General features: G+C 67.6%; 20 protein-coding genes, 4 tRNA genes and 2 pseudogenes. 3 read left to right on the forward strand and 23 right to left on the reverse strand.

All coding sequences use genetic code 11. The features are described 5' to 3' along the window. Positions 1 to 570: 570 nt before the first annotated feature. The 13 genes and pseudogenes from ruvC to AC2W7K_RS15135 all read right to left on the reverse strand — a co-directional run bounded on the left by ruvC (position 571) and on the right by AC2W7K_RS15135 (position 10,200). On the reverse strand, positions 571 to 1,167 hold the full coding sequence (gene ruvC, locus AC2W7K_RS15075) for a crossover junction endodeoxyribonuclease RuvC (protein WP_198498906.1): 597 nt from the start codon (positions 1,165 to 1,167) through the stop codon (positions 571 to 573). Beyond that, complete coding sequence (locus tag AC2W7K_RS15080; RefSeq protein WP_198498907.1) at positions 1,167 to 1,919, reverse strand: YebC/PmpR family DNA-binding transcriptional regulator; 753 nt, start codon at positions 1,917 to 1,919, stop codon at positions 1,167 to 1,169. The genes ruvC and AC2W7K_RS15080 overlap by 1 nt, the downstream gene beginning before the upstream one ends. A gap of 187 nt (positions 1,920 to 2,106) precedes the next feature. After that, positions 2,107 to 2,586, reverse strand: coding sequence for an NUDIX hydrolase (locus AC2W7K_RS15085; protein ID WP_137823937.1), 480 nt, complete (start codon positions 2,584 to 2,586; stop codon positions 2,107 to 2,109). Beyond that, positions 2,573 to 3,193, reverse strand: a complete 621-nt coding sequence (gene pgsA, locus AC2W7K_RS15090) for a phosphatidylinositol phosphate synthase (RefSeq protein WP_198498908.1) — start codon at positions 3,191 to 3,193, stop codon at positions 2,573 to 2,575. Before pgsA ends, AC2W7K_RS15085 begins: the two co-directional genes overlap by 14 nt. A gap of 4 nt (positions 3,194 to 3,197) precedes the next feature. Continuing rightward, complete coding sequence (locus AC2W7K_RS15095) at positions 3,198 to 4,667, reverse strand: alpha/beta hydrolase family protein (protein ID WP_486006347.1); 1,470 nt, start codon at positions 4,665 to 4,667, stop codon at positions 3,198 to 3,200. Next, positions 4,661 to 5,218, reverse strand: a complete 558-nt coding sequence (locus AC2W7K_RS15100) for a hypothetical protein (RefSeq protein WP_486006348.1) — start codon at positions 5,216 to 5,218, stop codon at positions 4,661 to 4,663. The genes AC2W7K_RS15095 and AC2W7K_RS15100 overlap by 7 nt, the downstream gene beginning before the upstream one ends. Further along, entirely contained in the window at positions 5,215 to 5,871 is a 657-nt protein-coding gene (locus AC2W7K_RS15105) for an HIT family protein (protein ID WP_198498910.1), read from the reverse strand. The genes AC2W7K_RS15100 and AC2W7K_RS15105 overlap by 4 nt, the downstream gene beginning before the upstream one ends. Next, positions 5,868 to 7,822 (reverse strand): annotated as a pseudogene (thrS, locus tag AC2W7K_RS15110) (threonine--tRNA ligase). Before thrS ends, AC2W7K_RS15105 begins: the two are co-directional and overlap by 4 nt. Before the next feature lie 296 nt (positions 7,823 to 8,118). After that, positions 8,119 to 9,534: a DUF4190 domain-containing protein gene (locus AC2W7K_RS15115; RefSeq protein ID WP_198498912.1), complete on the reverse strand. Its 1,416-nt coding sequence runs from the start codon at positions 9,532 to 9,534 to the stop codon at positions 8,119 to 8,121. A gap of 280 nt (positions 9,535 to 9,814) precedes the next feature. After that, positions 9,815 to 9,886, reverse strand: a tRNA-Val gene (locus AC2W7K_RS15120). Between the two features lie 38 nt (positions 9,887 to 9,924). Beyond that, positions 9,925 to 9,996: transfer RNA gene (locus tag AC2W7K_RS15125), tRNA-Val, on the reverse strand. A 34-nt stretch (positions 9,997 to 10,030) separates the two neighbouring features. Continuing rightward, positions 10,031 to 10,101 (reverse strand) — tRNA-Cys (locus AC2W7K_RS15130). Positions 10,102 to 10,127: 26 nt separating this feature from the next. After that, positions 10,128 to 10,200: transfer RNA gene (locus AC2W7K_RS15135), tRNA-Gly, on the reverse strand. Positions 10,201 to 10,334: 134 nt separating this feature from the next. Here AC2W7K_RS15135 and AC2W7K_RS15140 point away from each other — a divergent pair. Then, positions 10,335 to 10,814, forward strand: coding sequence for a TIGR02611 family protein (locus tag AC2W7K_RS15140; protein WP_232623611.1), 480 nt, complete (start codon positions 10,335 to 10,337; stop codon positions 10,812 to 10,814). Positions 10,815 to 10,842: 28 nt separating this feature from the next. Here AC2W7K_RS15140 and zapE read toward each other — a convergent pair whose 3' ends face one another. The 9 genes and pseudogenes from zapE to hrcA form a co-directional block, all read right to left on the reverse strand. After that, positions 10,843 to 11,868 carry a cell division protein ZapE gene (gene zapE / locus AC2W7K_RS15145; RefSeq protein ID WP_198498914.1) on the reverse strand — a complete coding sequence of 342 codons (1,026 nt, stop codon included), beginning with the start codon at positions 11,866 to 11,868 and terminating at the stop codon, positions 10,843 to 10,845. A 48-nt stretch (positions 11,869 to 11,916) separates the two neighbouring features. Continuing rightward, a complete protein-coding gene (era, locus tag AC2W7K_RS15150; protein WP_198498915.1) occupies positions 11,917 to 12,852 on the reverse strand; it encodes a GTPase Era in 936 nt (311 codons plus the stop codon). Position 12,853: 1 nt separating this feature from the next. Further along, positions 12,854 to 14,107 (reverse strand): hemolysin family protein, encoded by a 1,254-nt coding sequence (locus AC2W7K_RS15155; RefSeq protein WP_198498916.1) that lies wholly within the window; start codon positions 14,105 to 14,107, stop codon positions 12,854 to 12,856. A gap of 4 nt (positions 14,108 to 14,111) precedes the next feature. Next, on the reverse strand, positions 14,112 to 14,600 hold the full coding sequence (ybeY, locus tag AC2W7K_RS15160; protein WP_198498917.1) for an rRNA maturation RNase YbeY: 489 nt from the start codon (positions 14,598 to 14,600) through the stop codon (positions 14,112 to 14,114). Next, positions 14,597 to 15,538, reverse strand: a complete 942-nt coding sequence (locus tag AC2W7K_RS15165; RefSeq protein ID WP_232623612.1) for a PhoH family protein — start codon at positions 15,536 to 15,538, stop codon at positions 14,597 to 14,599. Before AC2W7K_RS15165 ends, ybeY begins: the two co-directional genes overlap by 4 nt. A gap of 117 nt (positions 15,539 to 15,655) precedes the next feature. Beyond that, a complete protein-coding gene (locus AC2W7K_RS15170) occupies positions 15,656 to 16,144 on the reverse strand; it encodes an RsmE family RNA methyltransferase (RefSeq protein WP_486006355.1) in 489 nt (162 codons plus the stop codon). Positions 16,145 to 16,289: 145 nt separating this feature from the next. Further along, positions 16,290 to 16,430: pseudogene (locus tag AC2W7K_RS15175) on the reverse strand (RNA methyltransferase PUA domain-containing protein); the annotation flags it as partial. Further along, entirely contained in the window at positions 16,427 to 17,539 is a 1,113-nt protein-coding gene (gene dnaJ / locus AC2W7K_RS15180) for a molecular chaperone DnaJ (RefSeq protein ID WP_137823923.1), read from the reverse strand. The pseudogene AC2W7K_RS15175 and the gene dnaJ, both read right to left, overlap by 4 nt. Positions 17,540 to 17,611: 72 nt before the next feature. After that, the gene (gene hrcA, locus AC2W7K_RS15185) at positions 17,612 to 18,664 is read right to left on the reverse strand and encodes a heat-inducible transcriptional repressor HrcA (RefSeq protein ID WP_198498919.1); all 1,053 of its coding nucleotides are present in this window, start codon (positions 18,662 to 18,664) and stop codon (positions 17,612 to 17,614) included. A 180-nt stretch (positions 18,665 to 18,844) separates the two neighbouring features. Here hrcA and AC2W7K_RS15190 point away from each other — a divergent pair, with 180 nt between their 5' ends. Together AC2W7K_RS15190 and AC2W7K_RS15195 are read left to right on the forward strand one after the other, a co-directional pair. Next, positions 18,845 to 19,702 (forward strand): DUF3097 domain-containing protein, encoded by an 858-nt coding sequence (locus AC2W7K_RS15190; protein WP_198498920.1) that lies wholly within the window; start codon positions 18,845 to 18,847, stop codon positions 19,700 to 19,702. A gap of 190 nt (positions 19,703 to 19,892) precedes the next feature. Beyond that, positions 19,893 to 20,615, forward strand: a complete 723-nt coding sequence (locus tag AC2W7K_RS15195; RefSeq protein ID WP_198498921.1) for a DUF4870 domain-containing protein — start codon at positions 19,893 to 19,895, stop codon at positions 20,613 to 20,615. Positions 20,616 to 20,715: 100 nt separating this feature from the next. Here the strand turns inward: AC2W7K_RS15195 and AC2W7K_RS15200 are convergent, their stop codons facing one another. Then, complete coding sequence (locus AC2W7K_RS15200; protein WP_198498922.1) at positions 20,716 to 21,168, reverse strand: hypothetical protein; 453 nt, start codon at positions 21,166 to 21,168, stop codon at positions 20,716 to 20,718. Positions 21,169 to 21,597: the final 429 nt, after the last annotated feature.

Here is a 21,597-nt window from a genome sequence, read left to right on the forward strand (position 1 = left end):
AAGGATCGCAGGTCGAGGGCTCAGGTGCCGAGAAGTCGGGCGCCGCTACCGCGTCCATGCTGCCGAGCGTCTCTGCCAGTCCATGACCGCTGAGATCCATTCCGGCCGCTTCGAGCTGATCGCGAAGAGAACGCGGGGCCGTCGAGCCCTTCCTGTCTCGCGACCCGGGCTTCTTCGATGCTCCCGCACGCGCACCCGACTTACTGCCACGGGAGCCATCATCCCGGTGGTTCTGCGGTCGTTCCGGCGTGAGTGTCATGATCTCGGCAATCTGTCCGTCAACGGTGACGTTGTGCGGTTGTCTCTATTCTAGATGTAAGTGACATCACATGTCTATAGTTTCGTTCGATTTTCTCAACTGATTTTCTATGACGTTCGGTGCAGTTCTAATCAGGAATGAGGTGCGGTGCTCATCAGGGACGATGTCATGATGAGAGCGGAGAGGAACTCGTTCCGAGGCGCTCTTGCCTTGAGCACAGAGCTCAATTGGGCGCGTCGAATCGTAGCCGAGACGCTCGGAATCGCGATCGACGCGCGCAGCGCGGTCGGGGCATCCCGCCGCGCTTCGGCTCACTTCGCGTTGCGCAGCGCGCGGGCCCACTGTTCCTGGGCTTTGGTCAGCCCACTCCCCTGCCGGCCGCTGCCCTTGCGTTCGGTGAGGTCCTTGTTCATCCCCGGCGTCGACTGAGCGCTGAGCGCCCCGCGCCACGAGTGGCAGATCGCTATGGCCAGGGCGTCGGCGGCGTCGGCGGGTTTGGGCGGCGCGTCGAGTCCGAGGATGCGGGTGACCATGTTCGTCACCTGCTTCTTGTCCGCCCGTCCGGAGCCCGTGATCGCTGCCTTGACCTCGGACGGAGTGTGCATGGCGACGGGGATCCCGCGGCGCGCGGCCAGTCCCATCGTCAGGCCCGAGGCCTGCGCGGTGCCCATGATCGTCGAGACGTCATTGCGGGCGAAGACCCGCTCGATGGCGACGACATCGGGTCGGTGCGTGTCCAGCCAGGTGTCGAACGCCTCGGCGAGGGACCCCAGCCTCAGGTCCACGGAGTCCGCGGACGGGGTGCGGAAGACGTCGACGGCGACCATGGCGGCCTTCCTGGCCGGCAGGGTGTCGATGACGCCGAATCCGCACCGCGTGAGGCCGGGGTCCACGCCGAGGATGCGCATCAGGCGTCGAGTTCTGCGAGAACCTCGTCGCTGACGTCGGCGTTCGAGTAGACGTTCTGCACTTCGTCGCTGTCTTCGAGGGCGTCGATGAGCTTGAACACCTTAGTGGCGGTGGCTGCGTCGAGGCTGACCTTGAGTCCGGGGACGAACGAGGCCTCGGCGGAGTCGTAGTCGATGCCGGCGTCGACGAGCGCCGTGCGCACCGCGACGAGGTCGGTCGCCTCGGAGATGACCTCGAAGGTCTCCCCTTCGTCGTTGACCTCTTCGGCGCCGGCTTCGAGGGTCGCCTCGACGATGGCGTCCTCATCGGTGCCCTCGGCCGGGACGACGATGACGCCCTTGCGGTTGAAGTTGTACGACACCGAACCGGGATCGGCCATCGAGCCGCCGTTGCGGGTCACGGCGACGCGCACTTCGGAGGCCGCACGGTTGCGGTTGTCGGTGAGGCACTCGATGAGGAGTGCGACGCCGCCGGCCGCGTAGCCTTCGTACATGATCGTCTCGTAGTTGACCGCTTCGCCGTCGAGGCCGCCGCCGCGCTTGACGGCGCGGTTGATGTTGTCTGCGGGCACCGAGTTCTTCTTCGCCTTCTGGATCGCGTCGAAGAGGGTCGGGTTGCCGTCGGGATCAGGTCCACCGTTGCGTGCGGCAACCTCGATGTTCTTGATCAGCTTGGCAAACAGCTTGCCGCGCTTGGCATCGATGGCAGCTTTCTTGTGCTTAGTCGTTGCCCATTTGGAATGACCTGACACTGGTGTTCCTTCCTATAGATGAAGCCCTTAGATTCTATACGCCCCAGCGCCCGCGCGCCGAAACCTCCGCGGTGCAGTCCTTTCGCACCGAGGCGGTCCGGCTGAATCCTGTCCAGGTGCAGTCGCTTCCCGGTCCGGTCGGTTCGCACCGAGGCGGTCCGGCTGACTCCTGTCCAGGTGCAGTCGCTCAGTCGATGACGAGGGGGACGTCGGGCACGGTGCCGACGGCGGCGAGCTCCATGAGGCTGAGCAGGTTCTTCGGGTAGATCGTCTCGGTCGTCGCCATGAGCTCGTCGCGGGACCACCAGCGGAACTCGAGCAGGCTGCGCTTCTCGATGTCCGTCCACACGGCGTCCTCGAGTTCGATGTCCTCGCTCGTCCGGTAGGCGAAGTACGTCTCGAGCTGCCGCAGCTCCTTCTCCGTGAAGTGGAAGACCTCGTCGCGGATGGCGAGCGGACCGATGAGGTCGCCGGGTTCGCATTCGAGGCCGGTCTCCTCGGCGAGTTCGCGGGCCGCCGTCTGCGCCGGCGATTCGCCCATCTCCGAGCCGCCGCCCACGGTCATCCACCACTGATGGGTGGGCGTGAGCAGGTCCTGGGCCCTGATGAGGAGAACCTCGTCGCGCTCATTGAGCAGAACGACCCGTGAAGCTTTACGAGGTTTCATGGTTCTCCAGGAGTTGACGGCGGACAGACGAAATTCTTTGCAGGATAGTGATGCAGCAGGCGATCATCAAGACGCCCAAGGCGACCGTCAGAACGATATCGGGAAGTCCCATTCCCACCAAGCCGGTGACGATGAGTGTGACCAACAACCGGTCGGCGCGTTCGGCGATTCCGCCGGACGCGTGGACGCCCAGGCCCTCGGCCCGCGCCCGCACATACGAGACAAGCGACCCTGTCACCAGGCAGCCGAGGGCGAGGAGCGCGGTGAGCGGATCATCCGCGCCGAGGAAGAACCACAGTGCGAGACCGACGAACACGGCGGAGTCCGCGATGCGGTCGAGCGTCGAGTCGAGGAATGCGCCCCACAGGCTCTTGCGTCCCATCTCCCGGGCCATGATCCCGTCGAGCATGTCGCAGAAGACGAAGACGGTGATGACGACCGTGCCCCAGAACAGGTGCCCGAGCGGGTAGAAGATCAGCGCGCCGGCGCTCACCCCGAGCGTGCCGATGAACGTCACGGCGTCCGGGGTGAGCCCGAGGCGCAGGAGCAGCCTGGCCAGGGGACGGAAGAGTCGGGTGAATGCCTCGCGGGCGATGGTGTTGAGCATCGGGTCAGCGAACCGCCGAGGTGGTGAGCGGGCGATCGACGGTCGTGCAGTCGGCCTTGGGGGCCCGCAGGCGCTGGTCCCACCAGTCGAGGATCGCATCGAAGCGCTGCCGGCGATGTCGCGGCTGCCCCGAACGCGAGAGCTCATGGTTCTCACCGGGGAAGATGAGCAGCTCGGTGACGACCCCGGCCCGCTGGAGCGCGGCGTAGTACTGCTGGGCCTGTTCGAGCGGGCACCGGAAGTCGAGCTCGGAGTGCATGACGAGCGTCGGCGTGCGCACCGCATTCGCATGGGCGAGCGGGGACTGCCGGGCGATCGCCGCGGCATCACGCGAGGTGTACTCCTCGGTGAAGAACCGTCCGATGTCGGAGGTGCCGAGGAAGCTGTGCGGGTCGAGGTATCCGCGTTCGACGATCGCCGCGGCGAAGCGGTGATCGGCGGCGATCGTCATCGCCGTGAGATATCCGCCGTACGATCCGCCCTGCACGCCGAGGCGGCTCGCATCGAGGTCGGCGTCCGCGGCCAGTGCGTGGTCGAGGACGGCGAGGACATCGGCCATCGCCGGTGCGGCCATGTCGCCCTGCACCGCGGTGCCCCACGTGCGGGTGCGTCCTCCCGAACCGCGCGGGTTCGCGTAGACGACGGCATAGCCCGCCGAGGTGAGCACCTGGGTCTCGTCGAACCACCCGTGCGTGTACTGCGCGAACGGTCCGCCGTGGATGTTGAGGATCACCGGGAACGGTCCCTGCCCGGCCGGCTTGGCGAGCCATCCGGTGACCGTGCCGCCGGGGCCTTCGACCCGGAGGACCTCGGGGCGCACCGAGGCGGCCGGAGCGGGATGCTCGAGCACGACGGTCGAGGCCGGCCCACCGGACGACTCCCGTGCGGCCTCGAGGTCGACGCGCAGCAGTGCGGCCGGCGCTGTCGGCGTCACCGCGGTGACGACCGCGGTGCCGTCGGCGACGTCGAAGCCCGTGACGACGGTGACGTCGTCGGTGAGGAACACGAGATCGTCGAGGGCCGCCTCGGTGCCGGAATCACCGATCGCAGCATCGAGGTCGAGCCGGGCCAGACGGGTCGCCCCGTCGGTGTCGACGGCGAAGACGACAGTGCCGGCGAGGATAAGCGGCGGGATCTGGGCGACGGCGACCGTCTCTGGGTCGGTGAGCCGCTTGGTCGCACCGGTGCGCATGTCGTGGACGAAGAGACCGGGCATCTGCCCGACGAAGTCGAGTTCGTCGCGTGTGAGGTCGCTGCCGACGAGGAGGATCCGGTCGGCGCCGATCCACCGGTGGAGACTCACGCTCATCCGCGGCAGCTCGAGCGGGGTGGGGCCGTTCGCCCCGAGCAGCCACACAGTCGAGCGCAGGTCGGGTGCGCCGTGGTCGGGATGGGTCGCGGCGACGACGCTCATGTGCGCACCGTCGGGTGAGAACTGCGGGTCGTGGACATCGGAGTCCGGGGTCGTCAGCATCGTCGAGAGCGGCACCTCGTCGGAGCCGGCGATCCCCGACTTGCCGAGTCCGGGTTCGCTGAGGTCGACGAGGAACGCCGCGCGGGACGGTCCTTGACGTATCCGAGCCCGTTGGCCTGGTACGCCGCCGAGGTGATCCGCCGCGGGGCCTCCTCGTCGGCGGGAATGTCGTCATCAGTGCCGTAGCGGCCCAGTTCGGGCACCCGGGAGACGTAGAGGATGCGGCCCGTCGCATCATCGAGGGCGAACTCGGAGACGCCGAGGTGGCGGTCGGTGATCCGGTGCGCCGTCGTCAGGGTGGGGCCGGCGAAGAGCTGGGACCGCTCCCCCTTCTCGGCGCTGAGGTAGGCCGCCCACGACTCACCGAGCTGCGGTGAGGTGTCGCGCCACGCGTGGGTCAGGCGGCGCGGGGAGTCGGAGCCGACGGCGAAGAGCTGGGAGAGGTACGAGTTCGATTCGAGGTCCGGACGCGTGATCGCGATGATCGTCTCATCGCCGGCGGCGACGGGCGTGGCGTACTCGGCGAGCGAATCGAGATCTTCCGGGTTCATCGGTTCCATTCCTTCGACAGCGCCGCGCGCACATCGGCGTGCACCTGCGGCAGGGCCTTCGTCTGCGCCACGATGGGCAGGAAGTTCGCGTCCCCGCTCCACCGCGGGACGACGTGCTGGTGCAGGTGCGCGGCGATCCCCGCCCCGGCCACCTCACCCTGGTTCATCCCGAGGTTGAAGCCGTCGGGACCGGAAACGGCGCGGATGACCCGCATCGCCTTCTGCGTGAACTCCGCGAGCTCGACGGTCTCCGCCGGTGTCAGCTCCGTGTAGTCGGCGACGTGGCGGTACGGGCAGACGAGGAGGTGACCCGGGTTGTACGGGTAGAGGTTGAGCACGGCGTAGACGGTCTCACCGCGGGCGACGATGAGCGCCTCCTCATCGGACTTCTTGGGCGCAGCGCAGAACGGGCACTCGGCGGGACCGGAGTCCTTCGGCTTGTCCTGTCCCCCGATGTAGACCATCCGGTGCGGCGTCCACAGCCGCTGGAAGGCGTCGGGCACGCGCGGGAAGCCCTCGGCGGCTTCGATGTCGGCCAGGTCCATGCCCAGCGCGGGATCCGGGCGGTCCTGATCGCGTCCGGCCGTGCCGTACTCGTCCCCCTCGCCGAGGTGGTGGTCGGGGTCCGCGGCCTGCTCGCCCTCGCTCGTCATACCTGGGCCTTGGTCTCGATCGCCTCGGTGATCCGGGCGATCGCCTCGGCGACGGGCACGCCGTTGTCCTGGGTGCCGTCGCGGAAGCGGAACGACACGGCCCCGGCGTCGCGGTCCTCGCCGCCGGCGATGAGGACGAAGGGGACCTTCGACTTCGAGGCGTTGCGGATCTTCTTCGGGAACCGGTCGTCGCTGTCGTCGACCTCGACCCGCACACCGGCCGCGCGGAGCTGGTCGGCCACCTCGGCGAGATAGTCGTTGAACTCCTCGGCCACGGGGATCGCGGTGACCTGGACGGGCGAGAGCCACACGGGGAAGGCCCCGGCGTAATGCTCGGTGAGGACGCCGAGGAAGCGCTCGATCGAGCCGAACTTCGCCGAATGGATCATCACCGGCCGCTTGCGGGTGCCGTCGGCGGCGACGTATTCGAGACCGAAGCGCTCGGGCTGGTTGAAGTCGAGCTGGACCGTCGACATCTGCCAGGTGCGGCCGATCGCGTCGCGGGCCTGGACGGAGATCTTCGGGCCGTAGAAGGCGCGCCGCCGGGATCGGGGACGAGTTCGAGACCGGATTCGGCGGCGACCTGCTCGAGCGTCGCCGTCGCCTCGGCCCACTGCTCGTCGGAGCCGATGAACTTGTCCTTCTTCTTCCCGTCCTCGTCGCGGGTCGAGAGCTCGAGGTAGAAGTCGTTGAGGCCGAAGTCGCGGAGCAGGCTGAGGACGAAGCCGAGGAGGTGGCGGATCTCGGCCGCGGCGTCCTCGACGGCGACGTAGGAGTGGGAGTCGTCCTGGGTGAGGGCGCGGACGCGGGTGAGGCCGTGGACGACGCCGGAGGGCTCGTCGCGGTAGACGGTGCCGAACTCGAAGAGCCGCAGCGGCAGGTCGCGGTAGGAGCGGCCCCTGGAGCGGTAGATGAGGTTGTGCATCGGGCAGTTCATCGCCTTGAGCCGGTAGGGCGTGCCCTCCTTGACGATCTCGCCCTCCTCATCGCGGACCTCGTCGACGAGCATCGCCGGGAACATGTTCTCCCCGTAGTAGGGCAGGTGACCCGAGGTGTAGTAGAGGGTCTCCTTCGAGATGTGCGGGGTGCCGACGTAGTCGAAGCCCTCGGCGATGTGGCGGGCGCGGACGTAGTCCTCCATCTCCCGCTTGATGATGCCGCCCTTGGGGTGGAAGACCGGCAGGCCGGAGCCGAGCTCCTCGGGGAACGAGAAGAGATCGAGTTCGGCACCGAGCTTGCGGTGGTCGCGGCGCTCCGCCTCGGCGAGGCGGTCCTGGTAGGCCTTGAGATCGTCCTTCGACGCCCATGCGGTGCCGTAGACGCGCTGCAGGCTCGCGTTGGCCTGGTCGCCCCGCCAGTACGCCGCCGAGGAGCGGGTGACGGCGAATCCGTTGCCGATGAGCTTCGTGTTCGGCAGGTGGGGTCCGCGGCAGAGGTCCTGCCAGACGACCTCGCCCTTGCGGTCGACGTTCTCGTAGACGGTGAGCTCGCCGGCCCCGACCTCGACGGCCGCGGACTCGTCGTCACCGGCGCCCTTGTCGGAGATGAGTTCGAGTTTGTAGGGCTCGTTCGCCATGCGCTCACGCGCTTCGTCCTCGGTGACGACGACCCGGTTGAAGGTCTGTCCGGACTTGACGATCTGCGCGGCCTTCTTCTGGATGGCCTTGAGGTCGTCGGGGGTGAAGGGCTCGGCGACGTCGAAGTCGAAGTAGTAACCGTCGGTGATGTAGGGCCCGATGCCGAGCTTCGCGTCGGGGAAGAGATCCTGGACGGCCTGCGCGGTGACGTGCGCCGTCGAATGACGGAGGATGTCGAGTCCTTCAGGGGAATCGATGGTGATCGGGGCGATCGCATCGCCCGGGGAGAGTTCGCGGCTGAGGTCGGCGGGCTCTCCATTCAGCCACATCGCCACCACCGCGCGGTCCGTGGAGAAGATCTCCGTCCCGGTCATGCCCTGAGCCCAGGGGATGCTCTGGCCCGCGCAGTCGATGCTGTCTGCCACTGAATTTCTCCGTTTCGTTGTGCTTGTCTCGCGGTGCGGCCTTAGGGGCGCTGCCGGCTTCTCAGGACAGTCCTGCGCGCACGCCGCTCTTAGAGTCTAGTCCCTCAACGGGACTGCAGAATCAGTTGGGCGGCAGTCTTCCGACTGCCGCCCGACTGATGGGGTGAACGGGGTCGCACTGAGCGGTGCGGGATCCCCGACAGCGCGACGGTCGCGGATGCCCGAACCGTGCGGCGCTGCTGGGCTCAGGCCTTCTTGAAGGTGAACTCCGTACCGGCCCCGAGGTCTTCGAGGAGGTTGAGCTCTACAACCATGCCATCGACCTCCGCCTCTGGAACGGCGAAGGCGAACGTGTAGGTCTTGTCCTGTCCCGCGGGCAGCGGGTCGACCATGTCGAGCACGCCGTTGTACTTGTCGAGATCGAACACGCTCGGGTACATGGCACCGGATCCGTTGACGGCCGAAACACTGGTCAGTGTGAGGTCAAGGTCGGAACTCGTGTTGTTAGTGATCGTCATGTTCACTATTGCGATCTCGCCGTTCGTTCCCTCGGCACCGGACGAGGTGGAACTGGCGGTGCCGGTCTCCACTGCCACTGCGGCCGTGACATCGGTGCCGATCTCGACCTCGCCGCCCTCGACGGGGGCTGCCTCAGCAGAGGAGTCGTCACTGCTGCCGGAGTCGGGCGATTCGAAGCCGGGATCGGACGGATCCATCGGTGCCGGAGCGGTCGGCGAGTAGCTCTGGATGCCCTCGTTGACCGCGCTGCCGATCATTCCGAGGCCGATGATCGTCGCGATGATGACGATGATCGAAACCACGACGCCGACGAAGCCGAGGATGAGGCCGGTGAGGGTGAGGCCCTTGTTGTTCGCCTGACCCTTCTTGATCGCCGAGAGGCCGATGAAGCCGAAGATGATCGCGGCGACGGCGAAGAGGAAGCCGATGCCGAAGACGAATCCGAGGACGACGCCGACGATGCCGCCGATGAGCGCGAGGATGCCCCAGATGTTCTTCGAGGTGTTGTTGCCCGACCCCGATGAGTAGCTGCCGTAGGAGGCGTTGGGGTTCGCCGGGGTGAACTGGTCTCCCCCGCCGCCGGCTGCCGCGTAGGAGGGCTGCTGGGCGTACTGGTTGGAGTCGTAGCCTTGGTTCTGACCGTACTGGTTGGCGTCGTAGCCCTGGCTCTGGCCGTAGCCGCCCTGCGAACCCTGAGCGTTCTGGTCATAGCCCTGACCGTAGTTCTGGTTCTGGTCATAGCCCTGGTTCTGACCGTACTGGTTGGCGTCGTAGCCCTGGCTCTGGCCGTAGCCGCCCTGCGAACCCTGTGCGTTCTGGTCGTAGCCCTGGCTCTGGTCCTGGCCGTACTGCTCCTGCGAGCCGTACTGCGGGGCCTGGTCGCCGCCGTAGGAGGGAGCCTGGTCGCCGCTGCCGTAGGAGGGGGTGTCGTTCGAATCGTAGGCGCGCGTGGCGTCGTTCGCGCTGTCGTAGGAGCGGGTGTCGCCCGAGCCGTACTGCGGGGCCTGATCCCCCGAGCCGTACTGAGGCGCCTGGCTGCCGTTGTCGTCAGCCGATCGGCTCTGATCGGCAGACGAGTTCTGGTCAGAGTTGTCGTTGCCCGAATCGCGGTTCGGGTCGTACGGATTCTGCGGGGTAGACATAGTTGCTCCGGAGTCCTTGTCGATGTTTGCTGTGATTAGCGTACAAGCACAAGACTAGCGGTCACCCGCCTGATTCGTGGCAGAACTGACACACATTCTCACCGGTGAGGACGACAGGTCGCGCGGACACGACGACTTGCCGCGGCAGCAGGGCTGCGACTGCACAACGGCGGGGACCGCGGGGGACCCTGAGAGCACTGAGTCCGGGAGCTCGGACCCCGAGCGTTGAGCACCGGCGTGAATGCACGAAACCCCAGTCCTGAGCCTGGGGTTCCTGTTGTGCGCGATACTGGGATCGAACCAGTGACCTCTTCCGTGTCAGGGAAGCGCGCTACCGCTGCGCCAATCGCGCTCTATTCATTTGTTGCACCGGAACCGTGATGGTCCCTGTGCGCGATACTGGGATCGAACCAGTGACCTCTTCCGTGTGAAGGAAGCGCGCTACCGCTGCGCCAATCGCGCCGACTCACCGACGGTCAGACCGTCGAGGAATCCGAGGTGGCGACGGGATTCGAACCCGTGTATACGGCTTTGCAGGCCGCTGCCTCGCCTCTCGGCCACGCCACCGCCAAGGCAGTGCCATGACGCCTCCGAGCGGATGACGGGACTCGAACCCGCGACCCTCACCTTGGCAAGGTGATGCTCTACCAACTGAGCCACATCCGCGTTTCGCTGCCTGGTTTCCCTGGCAACGAGATATAACTCTATACGCAGCCGGCCCCGCACGCAAAATCGATCCGCGGTGATCGTCGTCACAGCTCCCGATCAAGCTTTCAGGCTGGTGAGGTTGAATGTGCTGTGTGAGCGAACGATCCCCCGACAAGCGCCCGAAGGGCTGGCTGTCGCGTCATCACAAGCACGGGAGGCGCCCCTGGAGACAGTGCCGGCTGAGCTACCTCCGATGGCGGCAGAGCGTCGCCGCCAACCCCCACGTCGATCGCCTCTTCAGACTCATCGTCGGCGGCGTCGGCACGCTCATCGTCATCATCGGCCTCATCCTCGTGCCCCTGCCGGGACCGGGCTGGCTCATCGTCATCATCGGTCTCTTCGTCATCTCGACCGAGTTCCACTGGGCGAGGCATCTCCTCCACTTCGTGCGGGTGCGCGTCGAGGCGTGGACGCGCTGGATCATGCGGCAGCCGCTCTGGGTGCGCTGGACGGTCGGCGCGCTCACGGCGGCCTTCGTCGCGGTCATCGTGTGGCTGGTCCTCAAACTCATCGGCATCCCAGATTGGGTGCCCGACCTCGGCGGACTGCTCGAGTTCCTCCACCTGCGCTAGGCAGACGATCCCGTGGCGGGAGGCGACGTCAGCCTGCGTCGGCCTCCGGGGCCGAGAGCGCGGTGAGGCGCGAGAGGCAGCGCATGTACTTCTTGCGGTAGCCGCCGGCCAGGGACTCCTCGGTGAAGACCTTGTCGAGGCGCTCACCGGAGTTGATGATCCGCACGTCGCGGTCGTAGAGGCGGTCGACGAGGGCGACGAAGCGCAGCGCCACGCTCTCGTTGTCGATCGTGCGCACGTCGTCCCACACGGCGGCGTCGATCCCGTCGACCATCCGGCCGTACTTCGAGGGATGGACCGTCGCGAGGTGGTCGAGGAGGGTGGAGAACTCGTCGCGGGCGACGGTGCCGGGCAGCTGCGCCGCCGCCTCGTCGAGCTGTTCGGGGGTGAGCGGTTCGGCCGGGGCCGTGAGACCGCGGTGCCGGTAGTCCTGGCCGTCGATCCGGTAGACCTCGAACTGGTCGGCCAGCGCCTGGATCTCGCGGAGGAAGTCCTGGGCGGCGAAGCGCCCCTCACCGAGCGATCCGGGCAGGGTGTTCGACGTCGCGATGATCTTCACCCCGGCATCGGTGAGCTCGCGCATCAGCCGGGACATGAGCACGGTGTCGCCAGGGTCGTCGAGTTCGAACTCGTCGACGCAGACGAGCTTCATCTCCTTGAGGTCGTCGCGCGCCTTGACGAAGCCGAGGGCACCGACGAGGTTCGTGTACTCGACGAAGGTCCCGAAGGTCGCCGGCTTCTCATTGGCGTGCCATGCCGAGGCGAGCAGGTGGGTCTTGCCGACGCCGTAGCCGCCGTCAAGGTAGACGCCCTTCGGACCGTCCTTGCCCTTGCCGAAGAGCTTGCCGAAGAATCCCGTCGACCGGTCGTCGGCGACGAACTCCTCGAGCTTGTTCCGCGCTTCGGCCTGCGAGGGCTGGGCGGGGTCGGTGCGGTAGCTCGCGAAGGAGACGTTCTCGAACTGCGGGGGCGGGACGAGCCCGGCGATGAGTTCTTCGGGGGCGACCTTCGGGTTGCGCTCACTCAGAGAGGTCAGAGTCTGCTCGGCATTCACTCGCCCAATTCTATGGCAGGCGCGGTCGCGGACCGACCGGGCCCCGGCTCAGCTGAAGTCGAAGCCGAGGCGACCGAGCTGTTTGGGGTCGCGCTGCCAGTCCTTGGCGACCTTGACGTGGAGGTCGAGGTAGACCTTCGTGCCGAGCAGCGCTTCGATGCCGCGGCGGGAGACCGAGCCGATCTCCTTGAGCCGCTTGCCGCCCTTGCCGATGATGATCGCCTTCTGGCTCGGGCGCTCGACGTAGAGGTTGACGTGGACGTTCCACAGCGGATTGTCCTCGCTGCGGCCCTCCCGCGGGTACATCTCCTCGACCTGGACGGCGAGCGAGTGCGGCAGTTCGTCGCGCACGCCTTCGAGGGCGGCTTCGCGGACGAGTTCGGCGATCATCACCTCTTCGGGCTCGTCGGTGAGCTCACCCTCGGGGTAGAGCGGCGGCGAGACCGGCAGGTGGCTTGCGAGCACCTGTCCGACGGTGTCGACCTGGAAGCCGTCGACGGCGGAGACGGGGACGACGTCGGCGAAGTCGGCGAGCTCACCGACGGCCAGGAGCGCCTCGGCGACCTTCTCCTGGCTCACCGTGTCGACCTTCGTCACGAGCGCGACGATCGGGGTCCGCCCGTCGAGCAGCGCGAGCTGGGAGGCGATGTAGCGGTCACCGGGTCCGATCGGCTCGTCCGCGGGCAGGCAGAAGCCGATGACGTCGACCTCGGAGAGTGTGGCGACGACGAGGTCGTTCAGCCGCGAGCCGAGCAGGGTGCGCGGCTTGTGGAGGCCGGGGGTGTCGACGAGGACGAGCTGGTAGTCGTCCTCGTGGACGATGCCGCGGATCGTGTGCCTCGTCGTCTGGGGCTTCGCCGAGGTGATCGCCACCTTCTCCCCCACGAGCGCGTTCGTCAGCGTCGACTTGCCCGTGTTGGGGCGGCCGACGAAGCACGCGAAGCCCGCGCGGAAGTCCTCCGGGTAGTCCGTGCGAAAGTCCATCTCAGCTCTCTTCCCTGGTGACCTTGACGTGGGTGATGCGGTGCCGGCGGCCCTGGCCCTCGAGGGCGGTGAGTCGGAGCCCGGCGATGTGCGCGGTCGATCCGGCGATGGGGACGCGGCCGACGAGCTTCGTCAGCAGTCCGCCGACGCTCGTCACATCGTCCTCGTCGATGCGCACGTCGAAGTACTCGGCGAAGTCGGTGATCGACATGCGCGTGCTGATGAGGAACGAGCCGTCGTCGTCGATGACGAGGTCCTCGTCTCCGGAGTCGTATTCGTCCTCGATCTCGCCGACGATCTCCTCGACGATGTCCTCGATGGTGACAAGCCCTGCGGTGCCGCCGTATTCGTCGACGAGGATCGCCAGGTGCGTCGAATCGATCTGCATCTGCTCGAGGAGGTCGTCGGCCGGTTTCGTCTCGGGCACGAAGAGGACGTCGCGGGCGAGCGTGTTGACGGGCCGGTCGGCGTCCTCCGGGTGCTGGTGGAGGCGGCGGGCGACGTCCTTGAGGTAGGCGACGCCCTCGATGTCGTCGAGGTCGTCGCCGCTGATCGGGATCCGGGAGAACCCGGAGCGGAGGAAGAGGTTCATCACCTTGTGCAGCGGTGTGCCGGAGGTGACGGTGACGAGGTCGGTGCGCGGGACCATGACCTGCTTCGCCGAGGTCTCGCGGAGGCTGAAGACAGACTGGATCATCTCGCGCTCCCCGTCTTCGATGACGTCGGATTCGCTTGCCCTCTCGACGAGGTCTCGCAGCTGCTCCGAGGTGACGAAGGGACCGTCGCGGTAGACGCGGTCGGGGGTCAGCAGGTTGCCGAGCCACACGAGCACCCGGGTCAGGGGTTTGAGGATGACGAGGAGGACGGTGACGACCCCGCTGAGCGCCAGGCTCACCCCGAGGGAGCGACGGCGGCCGATCGTGCGCGGGGAGATGCCGGCGACGACGAAGACGGCGATCGACGAGGTGATGACGGTGAGCACGATCATCAGCGGGCCGACGGAGTAGATCGAGTCGTAGGCCAGGGCGATGAAGACGGTGGCCAGCGCCTCGAGGAAGAGGCGGACGAAGATGATGACGTTGATGTTCGTCGGCAGGTCGGCAAGGATCCGCTCGACCCGGGCCGCGGACTTCTTCCCCTCGGCCTTCGCGTCCTGGATCGCATGGTGGGAGACGCTGAGCAGGGCGGCGTCGACGGCGGCCAGCGCCGCGGCGACGACGAGGCAGAGGAGCGCGCCGAGGAAGAGCCAGACCACGGCGTCAGACCTCGGTGGGCGCGGGGATGTCCGTCCGCCCGTCGTAGCGGGCGGCGAAGAACGTCAGCAGCAGGTGGCGCTGGAGGGCGAACATCTCCTCGCGCTCGTCAGGCTCCCCGTGGTCGTAGCCGAGGAGGTGGAGGAAGCCGTGGACGGTGAGGAGGAGGATCTCGTCCATCGTCGAGTGCCCAGCGGTCGCCGCCTGCTTCGCGGCGACGGCCGGGCAGATGATGATGTCGCCCATCTGGCCTTCCGTCGGGGCGTCGGCGCGGCCGCGGCTGAGCTGGTCCATGGGGAAGGACATGACGTCGGTGGGACCCTCGAGGTCCATCCACGTGACGTGGAGCTCGGCCATCGCCGGCTCGTCGACCATCGTCACCGACAGTTCCGCACCGGGGTGCATGTGGAGGGCCTCGCCGAGGTATTCGGTGAGCGCCACGACCTCGTCGAGGTCGACCTCGGCGTCGGTCTCGTTCGCGATCTCCGTGTTCACTTCGAGTTCCCCCACAGGTCGTAGGCGTCGACGATCTTCGTCACGAGCGAATGCCGCACGACGTCCTTGCTGCCGAGCTGGCAGAACGCGAGGTCGTCGATGCCGGCGAGGATCTTCTGCACGACCTTGAGCCCGCTCTTCGTGTTCCCCGGCAGGTCGATCTGCGAGACGTCGCCGGTGACGACCATCCGCGAGCCGAAGCCGAGGCGGGTGAGGAACATCTTCATCTGCTCCCCCGTCGTGTTCTGCGCCTCGTCGAGGACGATGAAGGCGTCGTTGAGGGTGCGACCGCGCATGTAGGCCAGGGGCGCGACCTCGATCGTGCCGGACTCGATGAGCAGCGGGATCGATTCGGGGTCGACCATGTCGTGGAGGGCGTCGTAGAGGGGACGGACGTAGGGGTCGATCTTCTCCCCCAGCGTGCCCGGCAGGAAGCCGAGGCGCTCACCAGCCTCGACGGCGGGGCGGGTGAGGATGATCCGGGAGACGTCCTTGTTCTGCAGGGCGTTGACGGCCATCGCCATCGCGAGATACGTCTTGCCCGTGCCGGCGGGGCCGATGCCGAAGGTGATCGTGTTGTTCCGGATCGCCTTGACGTAGTCGTGCTGGCCCATCGTCTTCGGCCGGATCGACTTGCCCCGGGTCGAGAGGATGTTCGTGCCCATCACCGCCGAGGCGGCCTTGCCCTCGGAGGAGAACGAGGCGACCCGCTCGATCGTCTCCTCGTCGATGCGGTGGCCCGACTGGTGGAGCTTCTTGAGTTCGCCGATGACGGAGACGAACGCGCTCACCTGGTCCGGGTCGCCGGCGGCCTGGAGCTGGTTGGCGCGCAGGTGGAGGTCGAGCTCGGGGTAGACCTTCTCGAGCGCCCGGAGGTTGGCCTCCCCGGGTCCGAAGAATTCGACGAGGTCGATCGATTCGGGGATGACGAGACGCACGGTCTCCGAGGCGGTGGTGGTCGTGGCGTCAGTGGAGGTGTCCAGAACAGTCCTTCGTTGATCGGGCGCTCCGCGGTCGGAGCGCAGCAGGGTGCATTCCCATCGTAGTCCGGTATCTCACCAGCGGCCCAGGGAATTCTGTGCGAGCACGAGTCCCGCCGGTCCCGCCGAGGAGGACCGCAGGACGGTGTCGCCGAGGAGGACGGGGGTGGCCCCGATTCCGGATAGCGAGGCGAGCTCCCGGTCGCTGATCCCGCCTTCGGGTCCGACGATGAGGACGATCCGCGCCGTCGCCGCGGTGTCGAGGTCGGCCAGTGCCGTCGAGAGCCTGAGCTCCGCGGTCTCGTGGAGGACGAAGATCGCATCGGCAGGCGGTTCGCCCTCCGGTGCGGTCCCCTCGCCGAGGCGGGTGAGGAGTTCGGCACCGCGGGCCAGCTCGGTGAGCACGGGGAAGCGGGAGCGCCGCGACTGCAGGGAGGCGGCGGTGAGGAGGTTCTCCCATTTCGCCGCCATCTTCGCCTGCTTCTTCGCCGGCCAATCGGCGATCGAGCGGTCGGCTGCCCACGGGATGATCTCGTCGACCCCGATCTCCGTGGCCGCTTCGATGGCCTGGAGGTCGCGGTCGCTTCGCGAGGGCCTGGACGAGGACGAGACGGGGCGTGGCCTCCGGGGTGGCGGCCACCTCGGTGACGTCGAGGGTGAGCTCCGTCGCCGAGGCGGTCGCCACGGTTCCCCGGGCCCGCGTCCCGTGCCCGTCGACGACGTCGATCTCCTCGCCGGGACCGATGCGGCGGACCCGCACGGCGTGCCCGGCCACGTCCTCACCGAGGGTGAGCGCGCGACCGGCGACCGCCTCGGCGGCCTGGGGCGAATGGAAGACCGGGAGACTCACCGACCGGCGAACTTCTCACGCATGCGGGAGAACATGCCGCGGGACTCCGTCGTGATCTGGGCCCGCGGGGTCTCCTCGCCGCGCAGCTTCGCGAGCTGGGCGAGCAGCTCCTTCTGCTCATCGTCGATCTTGTCGGGGGTGACGACGTCGACGGTGATGAGGAGGTCGCCGCGGGTCTCGGTGCGCAGGCGGGTCGCGCCGAGGCCCGGGAGCTTGACGACGGTGCCCGACTGCGTGCCGGGTTCGATGTCGAGGTCCTGGACGCCGTCGAAGGTCTCGAACGGGATCCGGGCGCCCAGTGCGGCGGCGGTCATCGGGACGGACACGGCGGCGCGGAGGTTGTCGCCGTCGCGGCGGAACACCTCGTGGCGGGCGACCATGACCTCGACGAAGAGGTCACCGGCGGGTCCGCCGCCGGGGCCGACCTCGCCCTGGGCCGACAGCTGGATGCGGGTGCCGTCGGAGACGCCGGCGGGGATGCGGATCTTCATCGTCCGCTGCTTGCGCACGCGGCCGTCGCCCTGGCAGTTGAGGCAGGGGTGCGGGATGACGGTGCCGTAGCCGTGGCACTGGTTGCACGTCTGGTTCGTCACCATCTGTCCCAGCAGGGTCCGGGTCATCCGCTGGATGCTGCCGGAGCCGTGGCACAGCGAACAGGTCTCGACGGAGGTGCCGTCCTGGGTGCCGGCGCCGTGGCAGGTCTCGCAGACGACGGCAGTGGTGACGTCGAGGTCGACGGTGCCGCCGAAGGCCGCGGTCTGCAGGTCGATGTTGACGCCGACGAGGGCGTCCTTGCCGCGCTGCATGCGCGGGATCGGACCGCCGGCGGAGCCTCCCCCGCCGCCGAAGAACGTCTCGAAGATGTCGCCGAAGCCGCCGAAGCCGCCGGCCGGGAAGCCCTGCCCGTTGTCGCCGCCGCCCATGTCGTAGTTGCGGCGCTTGTCCGGATCGGAGAGGACCTCGTAGGCAAGCGAGATCGACTTGAACTCCTCGTCGTATCCGGGGTTGACGTCGGGGTGGTACTTGCGGGCCAGCTTGAGATAGGACTTCTTGATCTCAGCCGCCGAAGCGTCCTTCGACACTCCGAGTGCTTCGTAGTGATCGGCCACAGAAACTTCTCTTTCCCTGGTGGTGGTGTGTGCGTGTGAGGTGGGTGGGTCGCGCCCGGGCTGCCGGCGGGCCTACCCCTGGTCGAGGGCGGAGGAGACGTATTTGGCAACGGCTCGCACGGCCGAGATCGTCGTCGGATAGTCCATGCGCGTGGGACCGAGGACGGCCAGGCGGGCCGAGGATCCCGCCAGATGACCATATTCGGCGGCGACGACGGATGTCGAGCTGAAGGACTCGTGAGTGTTCTCACGGCCGATGCGCACGCTGATCTCCGCGTGGTCCTCGGCCATCGAGGTGAGCAGCCGGAGCAGCACGACCTGCTCCTCGAAGGCCTCGAGGATCGGGGCCATCTGCTCGCCGAACTCGGAGCCGGAGCGCGCGAGGTTCGCAGTGCCGGCCATGATGATGCGCTCCTCGCGGGTCGCCGCGACGAGGTCGATGACAGCGTCGCGGATGCGATCGAGGACGGGACTGCCCGCCTCGTCATCGGGTCCGGTCGCGGCCGCCGTCGCGCCCACCTCGGCGCCGTGGTCGGCCCCGCGGACGTCTACGCGGGAGAGCTTGGCACCGGCGAATTCGGAGTTGATCCGCTCGCGGAACCGCTGCAGATCGGCGTCATCGACCGCCTCGGCGCTCGTCACGATCTTCTGCTCGACCTGGCCTGCATCGGTGATGAGGACGACGAGGATGCGGCCGGGGGCGAGCCCGACGACCTCGATGTGCTTGATGCGCGCCTGCGAGACCATCGGGTACTGGATGAGCGCGACCTGGTGGGTGAGTCCGGCGAGGACGCGGACCGTGCGGTCGAGCATCCCGTCGAGGTCGACGTCGCCGTCGACGACCTGGAGGATCGCGCGGCGCTCGGCGTGGCTGAGGGGCTTGAACTCGTCGATGCGGTCGACGAACATGCGGTAGCCGAGGTCGGTGGGGATGCGACCGGCCGAGGTGTGGGGCTGGGCGATGTAGCCCTCGGCCTCGAGTTGGGCCATGTCGTTGCGGATCGTCGCCGGTGAGACGCCGAGGGTGTGGCGCTGGACGATCGCCTTCGATCCGACGGGTTCGTTCGTGGCCACGAAGTCTTCGACGATTGCCCGCAGCACCTGCGCGCGCCTGCTGTCGTTCATTCGTCTCCTCCCCGGATTTGGCACTCGAATACTCAGAGTGCCAATTCTACGCCTCTTGATCCGTGATTTCACGTCCGCCCCCTCCTCCCGCCGGGGCGCGCGGATTCCGCGGCGGCCGTCGGCACCCGGCCTGCGTGTCAGCCCGGCCGCGCCGGGGGCGATTCACTAGGCTGGGGCACCGTGAATGCCTTTGATCGCTACGGCTCGGATGTCCTCTCGGGATCCTCGCCGTCCTCGCACCGCCCGAAGAAGTCCCGCCCCGTCGAGGTCGGCCTCGGCATGGTCCTCGAAGACGCGATGAGCGGGTTCGTCGGGGCGGTCATCGGGGCGGAGAAGACCGCGAGCGGCGTCGTCGTCACCCTCGAGGATCGCCGCGGCGGGCGCCGGGCGTTCCCTCTGGGTCCGGGATTCCTCTTCGAAGGCGAGCCCGTCGATCTGCGGCTGCCCAAACGGAAGCCGCAGGCGCCCGGTCGCACCGCCTCGGGGTCGCGGGCCGTCGCCGATGCGAAGGCGCGGGTGGCCAGGGGGTCGCGGATCTGGGTCGAGGGCAAGCACGACGCCGAGCTCGTCGAGAAGATCTGGGGCGATGACCTGCGCATCGAGGGCGTCGTCGTCGAACCGCTCGGCGGGCTCGACGACGTCGCCGACAAGCTCGAGGCCTTCGGTCCCGACCGGCAGCACCGCGTCGGCATCCTCGCCGACCACCTGGTGAAGGGCACCAAGGAGTCGAAGATCGCCGAGGCGGTCCGCGCCGATCCCCGTTACGCCGAGGTCGTCCACATCATCGGTCACCCCTACGTCGACATCTGGCAGGCGGTCAAGCCGCGGGTCGTCGGCATCGACGCATGGCCGACCGTGCCGCGCGGCGAGGATTGGAAGACCGGGATCCTGCGCCGCATCGGCTGGCCGCACGCCGACCACAGGGACGTCGCCGCCGGCTGGGTGCGGATACTCAAGTCGGTGACGACGATCGCCGACGTCGAGCCGACGCTCTCGGGCCGGGTCGAGGAGCTCATCGACTTCGTCACCGTGGACTGACGTTTCGCTCCGAGGCGGTGTGTGGACTGCGGTCGCTCCGGGGACTGCGTTCGCTGCGGGGCCGGTGCACGGACAGGCTGCGGCCAGCGTCCGCGCGGGCGTTTGTGATGGATTTGGAACACCATTCCCACGTCCGGGCGAGGCAGGTCGATTAGGGTAAGGGGGCAGAAGCTTCTCGAAAGGACCCGTCATGTCGAATTCCCCGCAGCCGCCGAACGGCGATCAGCACCAGTCCCGCCCGATGCCGCCCGACTACTCCCAGGCGTCGGGACCCCAGCAGCCCTACAGCCAGCCCAACCAGTACGGCTCGCAGCAGAACCAGTACGGGTCGCAGCCGAACAACGGCGGACAGCAGTACGGGTCGCAGCAGAACTACGGCTCGCAGCAGAATCAGTACGGGAGCCAGCCGCAGAGCTATGGCGGCCAGAACTACGGCAGCCAGCAGCAGTACGGTTCGCAGCAGGGCTACAGCGGACAGGGCTACGGCGGGCAGCAGCCCGGTTACGGGATCCAGCAGGGCAATCCCGCGATGTTCAATTCTGCCAACCTCCCCGAGGCCGCCTACGGACCCGGCTCCGAGCGCTTCTGGAATGCCAACGAGTCCGAGCGGACGACGGCGCTGTGGACTGATGTCGGAGCGATCTTCCTCGGCTGGCTGCTGCCGCTCATCATGTTCCTCGTGAAGAAGGACGAGTCCCCCTTCGTCCGCGAGACCGCTCGTCAGTCCCTGAACTTCCAGCTCACGATCCTCATCGCGTACTTCGTCAGCGGACTCCTCATGTTCGTCATCGTCGGCTATTTCCTCTACATCGCCGTCTGGATCTGTGCCATCGTCTTCCAGATCATCGCCGCGATGGCCGCGAACAAGGGCGAGTGCTACAAGATCCCGATGACGATCCCCTTCGTCAAGTGAGAGTGACCGGCTCCCGAGCCGATCGACTCCGACACTGACAGTCAGACACTGACAGTCAACCGAGACGGGCCGCCGTGCTGAGGCACGGCGGCGTCGTCGTTCATCGCGCAGCCCAGCGCGTGCCGCGCCGGCGGTGGGCAAACCACGCCGAGGATCGCGGCAGAAAAGCGAAGACGAGACTGGTGACACCGAACAGCTGAAAACCCGTGACGAGGATCGGGCTGAGCGGTGTGAGGACGAACAGAGACACGATGAGTGCAGCGAGGGCGATCCACCGCGCGCGGCCGCGCCCCACGAGAAGTCGCCAGGCATAGACGACGAAGGCCACGACGACGATGAGCCCGACGATGATGCCCACCACCACAAGCGCATTGGCCAGGGCGGTCGACATGTCACCGACGGCGGTGACCGCCTCTGCTCCGGTGCTGCCGCCCACCTGCCGCAGCGCGAAACCCGCCGCTCTCAGCGTCCTGCCACCGGTGACGGCCATGACGATGACTGCCAGCGCAATGAACAGCGGGGCGATCAACCCGAGGATCGCTGCAGCGAGCACTTCCCACGGTCGGCGCTTGCGACCGGTGCGATCTGCATGAAGGGAGGACGCCGTCGTGTAGGCGTGGACAGCCGCCGTCGATGCCTCCCATGCCACGCGGCCTCCGGACAGAGCCGTCGCCGACGCACGTCCCGCAGCTCTGCGCCCCTTCGTCCACAGCGCTGAGTGGCTCATTGTGCCCGTGGCACGCACCGCGACGTTCTTGACGTCGCCGCTCACCCGACCGATCCCCTGTGCCACAGTCGGGCGCTGCGACCGAGCAGAGTGTGGGTGCGGGAGCGACGGAGGGAGATGCCGGTCGTCGCGATGCTCATTCTCCCCCTCGCCGGACCGTGAGATCTCCACTCGCGGCGCCGGTGACCGTGTGGGCTGCACTTCGGATCGGGAATCCGAGGGGCGCTCGGCACTCTGTGGGAACGGGGGCAGGCC

The organism is Brevibacterium sp. LAARM2_SD2 (assembly GCF_057364785.1).

Bases quoted from the DNA above. Each gene is read 5' to 3' on its own strand.
- AC2W7K_RS15100 (WP_486006348.1), bottom strand. From the start codon at position 5,218: ATGAACCCGGAAGATCTCGATTCGCTCGCCGAGTACGCCACGCCCGTC.
- era (WP_198498915.1), bottom strand. From the start codon at position 12,852: ATGGACTTTCGCACGGACTACCCGGAGGACTTCCGCGCGGGCTTCGCG.
- AC2W7K_RS15095 (WP_486006347.1), bottom strand. From the start codon at position 4,667: ATGCTGACGACCCCGGACTCCGATGTCCACGACCCGCAGTTCTCACCC.
- AC2W7K_RS15195 (WP_198498921.1), top strand. From the start codon at position 19,893: ATGTCGAATTCCCCGCAGCCGCCGAACGGCGATCAGCACCAGTCCCGC.
- AC2W7K_RS15105 (WP_198498910.1), bottom strand. From the start codon at position 5,871: ATGACGAGCGAGGGCGAGCAGGCCGCGGACCCCGACCACCACCTCGGC.
- pgsA (WP_198498908.1), bottom strand. From the start codon at position 3,193: ATGCTCAACACCATCGCCCGCGAGGCATTCACCCGACTCTTCCGTCCC.
- hrcA (WP_198498919.1), bottom strand. From the start codon at position 18,664: ATGAACGACAGCAGGCGCGCGCAGGTGCTGCGGGCAATCGTCGAAGAC.
- AC2W7K_RS15085 (WP_137823937.1), bottom strand. From the start codon at position 2,586: ATGAAACCTCGTAAAGCTTCACGGGTCGTTCTGCTCAATGAGCGCGAC.
- ruvC (WP_198498906.1), bottom strand. From the start codon at position 1,167: ATGCGCATCCTCGGCGTGGACCCCGGCCTCACGCGGTGCGGATTCGGC.
- AC2W7K_RS15115 (WP_198498912.1), bottom strand. From the start codon at position 9,534: ATGTCTACCCCGCAGAATCCGTACGACCCGAACCGCGATTCGGGCAAC.